The following is a 10,268-nucleotide window of genomic DNA, read 5'->3' as shown; positions in this document are numbered from 1 at the left end:
TGTCCTCCAGCCGCTCCAGCGTGAGCAGATCGATCAGCTCGGAGACGACGGGTTCGGGCGTGTCGTTCAAGGGGGGCGGCCACAGCAGTGAAGAGGCCCCGATTATACCGGTGCAGGCCAGCCCATCATCGGTAGTGCCGGGCGCTGGCCGGCAACCACAGGCGTCCCGGAAGGATTGCCTGGTTGCCGGCCAGCGGCCGGCACTACCGTTTACTTGCCCAGCCGGGCTACCAGTGCCTGCAGCGCGTTCTGCGCATCCGGAGCGAACCAGGCCTCGACGAAGCGGTCCAGCTGGATCAGGTCCGGGTGCAGCGCCTCATGCAGGTCGGCACGGGCAATCGCGCGGGTCAGCAGCATCGGCTGGCGCGGCTGCTTGAGCAGGTTCTGCAGCCAGGCAATGGCGCGTGCCACCACCAGGTCTCCCTCGGCCAGCTCATCCACCAGACCGATCTGCAGCGCCTGTTCGGCCGGCACCAGCGAACCGGTGGTCAGCAGCACACCGGCGCGGTGCACGCCCACCGCACGGCGCAGCAGGCGCTGGATGCCCTCCGGCGCGATCAGGCCGACCTGCACTTCGTTCAGGCCGATGGCATACGGCCGCGACGGATCGGCGCTGCGCGCCATCACCCGGTAGTCGCAGCACAGGGCCAGCACGCAGCCACCCGCCGGGGCGTGGCCGGTGATCGCCGCGACCACCGGAATGCGGCTCTCGGCCAGCGTGCGCACGGCGCCAAAGAAGGCGTTCCAGGTGTCCAACAACTTGTGCTTGTCATCGCCATGCGAGAGCAGGTGCGGCACGTCCATGCCGCCGGTGAAGACGCGCTCGCTGCCCGACAGCACGATGCCATGCGCGTCTTCGGCCATGGCCAGCTCGATGGCATGGATCAGCTGCCGGCACAGTTCGGTGTCCAGTGCGTTGACCGGCGGCCGTGCCAGGCGCAGTTCGCGGATGGGGCCATGGTTGATCACCTCGATGAGCGTCGTCATGCTGCGGTCTCGTTGCGAAGAAGGAACCTGGGCGATGATAACCAAACCATTCGTTGGCGTACTGTGGGTCCTGTGTGCGACCGCAGCATCGGCCTCGGCCGCCGAACCGGCGTGCGTCACGGTGGAGCAGGGCTGGGCGCGGTTGCCTCCGAATCCGGCAATGCCGATGACCGCCGGCTACGGCGTCATCCACAATGGCTGCAGCAAGGCGGTGGCGATCACCGGCGCGACCAGCAGCAGCTTCGGTGATGTGTCGCTGCACGAGACCACGATTGTCGACGGGGTCAGCCGGATGCGCGCGATCGAGCGCCTGCCGCTGGCAGCCGGCGCGCGTGCCGAGCTCAAGCCCGGCGGCCTGCACCTGATGCTGATGCAGGGCAAGGGCGCGCTGAAGGAAGGGCAGGTGCTGCCGCTGCGGCTGCAGCTGGAAGGGGGTAGCGAAGCGAGTGCGACGTTGACCGTGCGCAAGGCCGCGCCGTAGCGGGATGGCAGTGCCGGCCGCTGGCCGGCAACTCGGTATGCCGGCCAGCGGCCGGCACTACCAAACAGGCTTACGACCAGTCGTAAGAGAACAGCACCGTGCGGCTGACCGGCTCGTACAGCATCACGATCGCGTCGGCACCGGTGGCACACCAGTTGTAACCGGCTACGTCGGCCACGGCGAAGAATTTGTTGCCATTGCGGGTGATGATCACCGTTTCGGCATCGTCCGCAGCATTGGGGTCATCGGCCGCCTCGGTGAAGCCCAGTTCGAAGGCTGCGGGAATCTCCGCGGTCTCGGTCCAGTTGCCGAAACCAATGGGGCCACCCAGCGTATCCAGGTAATCGCGCTCGCTGGCCTCACCCTTGCCGTAGCGCGAGTAGCAGGCGAGACGGCCGTGCGTGGCATGGTAGTCGCGGGCCTTGGCGTAGCTCTCGCGCATCTGCGCGATGTGTTCCTGTGCGTCCTTGTCCTGTACCGCATCGCCGATGAAATAGCCCTCGTTGCCGAGGAAGCGCATCTGGTTGCCGGCGGTCAGTTCGAAGGCGATCCAGTTGGTGCCGGTGAAATCGTTGTGGTGTTCTTCGGTGGTCTCGCCGATGCAGCCGTCGTACGGCTCGATCGGGCACAGCATCGTTGCCACCTGGCCAGCCAGTTCCGGGCGCAGCACGCCCAGGTCGATCTTCAGCAGCGGCAGCAGGTGCTGGCCGAGCCAGGCCTGGTCGGCGGGAAAGACGTCGGTGGGGAAGGGGACCATGCCGGGCAGCAGGTCGCGCAGTTCGGTCTGGTGGATCATGTCAGTCCTTTGATCAGTGTCGGTCGTGCCGGCCGCTGGCCGGCAACCTCATTGCAGCCAATGCGTGCCGACCAAGGTCGGCACCCACCAGGGCGCGTCAGGTAGAGGCGCTGCGGATCGCCTCCGGCAGCGGTGCGCTCTTGCCGGTCTGGGTATCCATCCAGACCACCACCACGTTGCCATCGGAATACAGCTTCGAATCGTCCTGCTGATCGACGATGCGGTGGCCGATGGTCACGCTGCTGTTGCCCAGGCGCTCGACGAACAGTTCGACCACGATGTCGTTGGGCCACACGATCGGCAGCCGGTAATTGACGTTGGTCGCGGCCACCACCGGTGCGATGCGGTCGGTCATCGATACGCCGTCCACGCCCAGCATCCAGCGCACGCGCGCTTCCTCCAGGTAGGAAATGTACTTGGCGTTGTTGACGTGGCCCATGCTGTCCATGTCACGCCAGCGTACGCTGATCGGGATGCGGGCCAGGATCTTGTGTTCGCTGCTCATCAGGCGTCCTTCTTCTTGGTCGTGCTCTTGCTGGCCTTGCCGGTGCTCTTGGCAGCCACCGCCTTCTTCGCCACCTTGGCCGGCTTCTCAGGCTTCACCTTGCGCGGCGGGCGGGCATCGGGCTTGTTGGCCACGGCGGCTGGCTGTTCCGGGCGCGCGCTGGTGGACGGCAGCATGCGGGCCAGGAACTGGCCGGTGTACGACTGCGGGCAGGCCGCCACGTCTTCTGGCGTGCCGGTGACCAGGATGGTGCCACCGCGATGCCCGCCTTCCGGGCCCAGATCGACGATCCAGTCGGCGGTCTTGATCACGTCCAGGTTGTGCTCGATCACCACCACCGTGTTGCCCTCGTCGCGCAGCTTGTGCAGCACGCCCAGCAGCGCTTCGATGTCGTGGAAGTGCAGGCCGGTGGTCGGTTCGTCGAGGATGTACAGGGTGCGGCCGGTATCGCGGCGCGACAGTTCCTTGGACAGCTTCACGCGCTGCGCTTCACCACCAGACAGCGTGGTCGCGCTCTGGCCCAGCTTGATGTAGCTCAGGCCGACGTCGACCAGCGTTTCCAGCTTGCGCGCGATTGACGGCACCGGCTCGAACAGCTTCAGCGCATCCTCGACGGTCATTTCCAGCACGTCGTTGATGTTGAAACCCTTGTACAGGATCTCCAGCGTTTCGCGGTTGTAGCGCTTGCCATGGCAGACGTCGCAGGGCACGTACACGTCCGGCAGGAAGTGCATCTCGACCTTGATCAGGCCGTCGCCCTGGCAGGCTTCGCAGCGGCCGCCGCGCACGTTGAAGCTGAAGCGGCCCGGCGAATAGCCGCGCGCACGCGCCTCAGGCACCTGTGCGAACAGTTCGCGCAGTGGAGTGAACAGGCCGGTGTAAGTGGCCGGGTTGGAACGCGGGGTGCGGCCGATCGGCGACTGGTCGATGTCCACCACCTTGTCGAACAGGTCCAGGCCATCGATCTCCTTGTACGGGGCGATCGGGTGCGAGGAACCGTTGATCTCGTTGGCGGCCAGCGAGAACAGGGTGTCGTTGATCAGGGTCGACTTGCCCGAGCCGGACACGCCGGTCACGCAGGTCAGCAGGCCCGATGGAATCGCCAGGTCCACGCCCTTCAGGTTGTTGCCGCTGGCCCCGCGCAGGTGCAGGGTCATCTTCGGGTTCGGTTTGTGCCGGCGCGCCGGAATCTCGATCGCGCGCTTGCCGGACAGGTACTGGCCGGTCAGCGAGCGCGGGGCTTCCAGGATGTCCTGCAGGGTGCCCTGGCCGACGATCTCGCCGCCATGAACGCCCGCGCCCGGGCCGATGTCCAGCACATAGTCGGCCAGACGGATCGCATCCTCGTCATGCTCCACCACGATCACCGTGTTGCCCAGGTCGCGCAGGCGGGTGAGGGTGCCGAGCAGGCGTTCGTTGTCGCGCTGGTGCAGGCCGATGGACGGCTCGTCGAGCACGTACATCACGCCGACCAGGCCGGCGCCGATCTGGCTGGCCAGGCGGATGCGCTGTGCCTCACCACCGGACAGGGTGTCGGCCTTGCGCTCCAGGGTCAGGTAATCCAGGCCCACATCGACCAGGAAGCCGAGGCGTTCGCCGATTTCCTTGACGATCTTCGCGGCGATTTCGCCACGCCAGCCCGGCAGGCTCAGTTCGCTGAAGAACTTCAGCGCCTCGTCGATCGGCAGCACCACCAGGTCCGGCAGCGGGCGGTCGGCCACGAACACGTTGCGAGCCGCCTTGTTCAGGCGCGCGCCGTGGCATTCCGGGCACGGCTGCTCGCTGATGTACTTGGACAGTTCTTCGCGCACCGCCGGCGACTCGGTTTCCTTGTAGCGGCGTTCGAGGTTGGGAATGATGCCCTCGAAGCGGTGCTTGCGCTGGGTGCGGCCACCGGCTTCGGTGAAGTAGGTGAAGGTGATCGCTTCGTCGCCGCTGCCGTACAGCACGGCCTGCTGCACCTTGGCCGGCAGCGAGTTCCACGCCGCGTCGACGTCGAACCGGTAGTGCTTGGCCAGCGAAGCGATCAGCTGGAAGTAGTAGGCGTTGCGGCGGTCCCAGCCGCGCACCGCACCGGCGGCCAGCGACAGTTCGGGATGCACCACCACGCGCGAGGGGTCGAAGAACTCGGCCATGCCCAGGCCATCGCAGCCGGGGCAGGCGCCCATCGGTGCGTTGAACGAGAACAGGCGCGGTTCCAGCTCCGGCAGCGAGTAATCGCAGACCGGGCAGGAATACTTGGAGGAGAACAGCGTCGGCGCGGTTTCGGTGTTGTCCAGGCTCTGCACCGAGGCCATGCCGTCGCCCAGCTTCAGCGCGGTCTCGAAGCTCTCGGCCAGGCGCTGCTTGATGTCCTCGCGCGGGCGGAAGCGGTCGATCACCGCCTCGATGGTGTGCTTCTGGCGCAGTGCCAGCGGCGGCACCGCGTCGATTTCATGCAGCTCGCCGTCCACGCGCACACGGACGAAGCCCTGCGCACGCAGCTGGTCGAACACCTGCGCATGCTCGCCCTTGCGGTCGCGGATGACCGGCGCCAGCAGCATGTAGCGCTGTTCCGGGTCCAGCGTCAGCACCTGGTCGACCATCTGGCTGACCGTCTGCGCTTCCAGCGGATAGCCGTGGTCCGGGCAGCGCGGGGTGCCGACGCGGGCGTACAGCAGGCGCAGGTAGTCGTAGATCTCGGTGATCGTGCCGACGGTCGAACGCGGGTTGTGCGAGGTCGACTTCTGCTCGATCGAGATGGCCGGGGACAGGCCTTCGATGTGGTCCAGGTCCGGCTTTTCCATCACGCTCAGGAACTGGCGCGCATAGGCCGACAACGACTCGACATAGCGGCGCTGGCCTTCTGCATAGATGGTGTCGAACGCCAGCGAGGACTTGCCCGAGCCGGACAGGCCGGTGATCACGATCAGCTTGTCGCGGGGCAGGTCGAGGTCGAGGTTCTTCAGGTTGTGCGTCCGCGCGCCGCGGATGCGGATGAAATCCATCGCCATGGGGGATCCGGTTGTGGGGGCGTTGGCTGGGTGCCGGGCCAGCAGGGAACGGCAATCGGTCAGCCTACCGAGGTGACCAGATGGGGGCAATGGGCGACAATGCCAGCCCGGTGTCTCACCTTGTGAGACAGGCCGTCAGCCAGGGGTCAGATCCCTTTTCACGCCGTGAAAAGGGATCTGACCCCCGTGCCGCTGCCGTCTCCTTCGACGTTCAGGGGTTGACTTGACCCGCCCCCGCTGATCTGCGTACAATTCCGCTCCTGTCCGCCCTCGATGGCGGCAGCTCAGACCACAATAACTACAGAGGAAGGCCTGGTCATGTACGCAGTACTGGTCACCGGCGGTAAGCAATACCGCGTGGCGCAGGGCGAAAAGCTCCGCATTGAAAAGCTCGAAGTCGAAGTCGGCAGCGAGATCAAGTTTGACAACATCCTGATGCTGGGTGACAGCGACGGCGTGAAGCTGGGCGATGCGCTGAAGGGCGCTGCCGTCACCGCCAAGGTCCTGTCCCAGGGTCGTGCTGACAAGGTCCGGATCATCAAGTTCCGTCGCCGCAAGCACCACATGAAGCGTCAGGGTCACCGTCAGTACTACACCGAAATCGAGATCACCGGCATCGCCGGCTAAGCATCAGGAGAAGCAGTCATGGCACATAAAAAGGGCGTAGGCTCCTCGCGCAACGGTCGCGACTCCAACCCGAAGTACCTGGGCGTCAAGATCTTCGGCGGCCAGGCCATCGAAGCCGGCAACATCATCGTGCGTCAGCGCGGCACCCAGTTCCACCCGGGCACCGGCGTTGGCCTGGGCCGTGACCACACCCTGTTCGCCCTCGTGGACGGCAAGGTGGAGTTCTCGGTCAAGGGCGCCAAGAAGCGTCGCACCGTCAGCATCGTCTCGGCCGACGCCTGATCCAGGCATCGCCGGCGCCCGTGCCTCGGCATGGGGGTGCTGCATGAAGAGCCCCGCTTCGGCGGGGCTTTTCGTTAGAGTTGAAGCAAGACCGGCCAGGCCGGGCTGCCGGCCATCGGCAGGCATAACATTCAAGGTGACGGCCGGCAGGCCGCGCCCATCGCAGGCATCGAAACAATGAAACTGGTAGACGAAGCAGAAATCGAAGTGTTCGCCGGCAACGGCGGCAACGGCTGCATTGGCTTCCGTCGCGAGAAGTTCATTCCGCTCGGCGGCCCGGACGGCGGCGACGGCGGTGCGGGCGGCAGCGTGTACATCCGCGCCGACGAAAACCTGAACACCCTGGTCGACTTCCGCCATGACCGCATCTTCAAGGCGCAGCGGGGCGAGAACGGCATGGGCCGCCAGGCCTACGGCAAGGGCGGCGAAGACCTGACCATCACCGTGCCGGTCGGCACCGTGGTGATCAACGTTGCCACCGATGAAGTCATCGGCGACCTGACCCAGCACGGCGACCGCCTGCTGGTGGCCAAGGGCGGCCGCGGTGGCCTGGGCAACATGCACTTCAAGAGCTCGACCAACCGCTCGCCGCGCCAGGCGCTGCCGGGCGAGCCGGGTGAGGAGCGCACGCTGAAGCTGGAGCTGAAGCTGCTGGCCGACGTCGGCCTGCTGGGCTTCCCCAACGCCGGCAAGAGCACCCTGATCCGTGCCGTTTCGGCGGCGACGCCGAAGGTGGCCGATTACCCGTTCACCACGCTGTACCCGAACCTGGGTGTGGTGAAGGTGGAAAACTACCGCAGCTTCGTGATTGCCGACATCCCGGGCCTGATCGAAGGCGCGGCCGACGGTGCCGGCCTGGGTGCGCAGTTCCTGCGCCACCTGCAGCGCACCCGCCTGCTGCTGCACCTGGTGGACATCTCGCCGATGGAGGGTGGGGTGGAAGGCATTTCTCCGGTCGAGCAGGTGCGCGCCATCGAGCGCGAGCTGGAAAAGCACGATCCGGAACTGCTGCAGAAGCCGCGCTGGCTGGTGCTGAACAAGGCTGACCTGATGTTCGAGGATGAAGCGAAGGCTGCGGCCGAGCAGATCGTCGCCGAGCTGGGCTGGAAGGAGCCGTGGTTCCTGGTCTCCGCGCTGGGCCGCGAAGGCACCTTCCCGATCATGAGCCGGATCATGGCCTTCTTCGATCGCCAGAAGGAAGAAGAGCAGGAAGCCCGCGACGCGCAGTAATGCTGTTGTGGTTCCATGTGAAAACCCGGCTTCGGCCGGGTTTTTTGTGGACTGCGCGATGGGGTTGGGGCTGGCTGGGGTGATGGCTCCGGCTGGGTGATGGCTCCGGCTGGGTAATGGCGTCGCTGGGTAGAGTCGGCTGGGTAGAGTCGACTGTCAGTCGACTAACGCGCGCAGCGCGGGCATTGCGGGTAGCGCGAAGAGCAGTCGACTGACAGTCGACTCTACCCCGTCGGTGCAGCCGCCAGTCCACGCCGCCGGCCAATGCCGCCGTACCTGCGGCAATCCCCGGATCGCTGGCAACAAAAAAACCCGGCCGGGGCCGGGTTCTTGTCTGCTGCCCGGCCCCTAAGGGCAGGGCGGCAGCGCCGGATCAGGCGGCCTTGAGGGCCTTGATGCGGTCGTTCAGGCGGCTCTTGTGGCGAGCAGCCTTGTTCTTGTGGATCAGGCCACGCGCGCTGAAGCGATCCAGGATCGGCTGGGCAACGGCGAAGGCGGCTTCGGCGCCGGCGGCATCGTTGGCGTCCAGCGCCTTGATCACTTTCTTGACAGCGGTGCGCAGCATCGAGCGCTGAGCCACGTTGCGCGCGTTGCGCACGACGGTCTGCTTGGCGCGCTTCTTGGCGGACTTGATATTGGCCACGGTGGTGGTTTCCTGAAAAAATCGGTGTTATGGGAACAGCAAGCTAGCTAGTATGATGGCGTAAGAAATGCACGTCAAGTCGATTGTCAAGAGGGACGCTGAGTGAGTTCACCCAAGTTGTTGCGGGGCCTGCTGTCGTTCAGCAGCATGACCATGGTCTCGCGCGTTCTCGGACTTGTCCGGGACTTCGTGGTGACCACCACGTTCGGCACCAACGCCATCACTGATGCTTTCTGGGTCGCCTTCAGGGTACCCAATTTCCTGCGGCGTTTGTTCGCCGAAGGCTCTTTCGCCACCGCTTTCGTGCCCGTGTTCACGGAAGTGAAGGAGACCCGCAGCCACGCCGAGCTGCGTGAACTGATGGCCCGCACCGCCGGCACCCTGGGCGGGGTGCTGATGCTGGTCACTGCGCTGGCGCTGATCTTCGCGCCGCAGCTGGCCTCGGTCTTCTCCAGTGGCGTTGATACCGATCCGGTCAAGCAGGGCCTGCTGGTTGACCTGTTCCGCCTGACCTTCCCGTTCCTGTTGTTCGTGTCGCTGACCGCCCTGGCCGGCGGCGCGCTGAACAGCTTCCAGCGCTTCGCCATGCCGGCGCTGACCCCGGTCATCCTCAACCTGTGCATGATCGCCGGTGCACTGTGGCTGGCCCCGCGGCTGGGCGGCACCCCGGAGAAACAGATCCTGGCGCTGGGCTGGGCGGTACTGGCTGCCGGCATCCTGCAGCTGCTGTTCCAGCTGCCCTCGCTGAAGGGCATCAACCTGCTGACCCTGCCGCGCTGGGGCTGGAGCCATCCGGGCGTGCGTAAGGTGATGACGCTGATGGTGCCGACCCTGTTCGGCTCCTCGGTGGCGCAGATCAACCTGCTGCTGGACACCGTCATCGCGGCCAAGCTGACCGATGGCTCGCAGTCCTGGCTGTCGCTGGCCGACCGCTTCCTGGAGCTGCCGCTGGGCGTGTTCGGCGTGGCGCTGGGCACGGTGATCCTGCCGGCGCTGGCCCGTCACCACGTCAGCACCGACCGCGAGGGCTTCTCGCGTTCGCTGGACTGGGGCCTGCGGATGACCCTGCTGATCTCGGTGCCGGCCATGCTGGGCCTGCTGCTGCTGGCCGAACCGCTGATCGCGACCATCTTCCAGCACGGCCAGTTCAGTGCCTTCGATACCCGCATGACCGCGCTGTCGGTGTACGGCCTGAGTTTCGGCCTGCCGGCGTTCGCCCTGCTGAAGGTGGTGTTGCCGGCGTTCTACGCACGTCAGGACACCAAGACCCCGGTGCGCGCGGGTGTGGCCGCGCTGGTGGCCAACATGGTGTTCAACTTCGCCCTGCTGGCGGTGCTGTACCAGGTCATGGTGCCGGACGAGCTGAAGGCGCAGGGCGTGATGGCGGCCATCGGCAAGCAGCCGGGCCTGCATCTGGCACTGGGCATTGCCAGCGCGCTGTCCAGTTACCTGAACCTGGGCCTGCTGTGGTACTGGCTGGGCAAGACCGACGTTTACCAGCGCCGGCCGGGCTGGGCCGGCTATCTGCTGCGACTGCTGCTGGCCTGTGCGGCCATGGTTGGTGTGCTGCTGGCCCTGCTGCACTGGCTGCCAGGCTTCTCGGCGATGAGCGTGTGGGAGCGGATCGGCAGCCTGTCGCTGCTGGTCGGCGGTGGCGGTGCCACCTACGCGGTAGCCATGCTGGCGATGGGCTTCCGCCCGCGCGATCTGCGTGGGCATTGATC

Annotated in this window: 10 protein-coding genes; 5 read left to right on the top strand and 5 right to left on the bottom strand. The window is 66.0% G+C overall.

Annotated features, from left to right (window positions below; genetic code table 11):
* Positions 1–210 precede the first annotated feature (210 nt).
* The gene (locus AC5P78_RS15920; RefSeq protein WP_012479449.1) at positions 211–987 is read right to left on the bottom strand and encodes an enoyl-CoA hydratase/isomerase family protein; all 777 of its coding nucleotides are present in this window, start codon (positions 985–987) and stop codon (positions 211–213) included.
* 34 nt (positions 988–1,021) lie between these two features.
* Between AC5P78_RS15920 and AC5P78_RS15915 the strand changes: the two genes are divergently transcribed.
* Entirely contained in the window at positions 1,022–1,468 is a 447-nt protein-coding gene (locus tag AC5P78_RS15915) for a copper chaperone PCu(A)C (RefSeq protein WP_005412625.1), read from the top strand.
* 70 nt (positions 1,469–1,538) lie between these two features.
* Here AC5P78_RS15915 and AC5P78_RS15910 read toward each other — a convergent pair whose 3' ends face one another.
* From AC5P78_RS15910 to uvrA, 3 genes are all read right to left on the bottom strand, one after another.
* Positions 1,539–2,264: a hypothetical protein gene (locus AC5P78_RS15910; RefSeq protein WP_049395527.1), complete on the bottom strand. Its 726-nt coding sequence runs from the start codon at positions 2,262–2,264 to the stop codon at positions 1,539–1,541.
* A 97-nt stretch (positions 2,265–2,361) separates the two neighbouring features.
* Entirely contained in the window at positions 2,362–2,769 is a 408-nt protein-coding gene (locus AC5P78_RS15905; RefSeq protein WP_033833359.1) for an acyl-CoA thioesterase, read from the bottom strand.
* On the bottom strand, positions 2,769–5,762 hold the full coding sequence (gene uvrA / locus AC5P78_RS15900; protein ID WP_024957497.1) for an excinuclease ABC subunit UvrA: 2,994 nt from the start codon (positions 5,760–5,762) through the stop codon (positions 2,769–2,771). Before uvrA ends, AC5P78_RS15905 begins: the two co-directional genes overlap by 1 nt.
* 318 nt (positions 5,763–6,080) lie before the next feature.
* Between uvrA and rplU the strand changes: the two genes are divergently transcribed.
* From rplU to cgtA, 3 genes are all read left to right on the top strand, one after another.
* Positions 6,081–6,389: a 50S ribosomal protein L21 gene (gene rplU, locus AC5P78_RS15895; protein WP_005408557.1), complete on the top strand. Its 309-nt coding sequence runs from the start codon at positions 6,081–6,083 to the stop codon at positions 6,387–6,389.
* 18 nt (positions 6,390–6,407) lie between these two features.
* On the top strand, positions 6,408–6,671 hold the full coding sequence (rpmA, locus tag AC5P78_RS15890; protein ID WP_005408558.1) for a 50S ribosomal protein L27: 264 nt from the start codon (positions 6,408–6,410) through the stop codon (positions 6,669–6,671).
* A gap of 177 nt (positions 6,672–6,848) precedes the next feature.
* Positions 6,849–7,901, top strand: coding sequence for an Obg family GTPase CgtA (cgtA, locus tag AC5P78_RS15885; RefSeq protein ID WP_049404715.1), 1,053 nt, complete (start codon positions 6,849–6,851; stop codon positions 7,899–7,901).
* A 373-nt stretch (positions 7,902–8,274) separates the two neighbouring features.
* On the opposite strand, the gene rpsT is transcribed toward cgtA, so the two are convergent.
* Positions 8,275–8,544: a 30S ribosomal protein S20 gene (gene rpsT, locus AC5P78_RS15880; protein ID WP_005408560.1), complete on the bottom strand. Its 270-nt coding sequence runs from the start codon at positions 8,542–8,544 to the stop codon at positions 8,275–8,277.
* Between the two features lie 117 nt (positions 8,545–8,661).
* Here rpsT and murJ point away from each other — a divergent pair, with 117 nt between their 5' ends.
* Complete coding sequence (murJ, locus tag AC5P78_RS15875; RefSeq protein WP_099561628.1) at positions 8,662–10,266, top strand: murein biosynthesis integral membrane protein MurJ; 1,605 nt, start codon at positions 8,662–8,664, stop codon at positions 10,264–10,266.
* Positions 10,267–10,268: the final 2 nt, after the last annotated feature.

The organism is Stenotrophomonas sp. YJH_SMC_133, from assembly GCF_059370655.1.
Note: the sequence above shows the minus strand (reverse complement) of the source record. Positions and strands in the feature narration are given on the sequence as shown.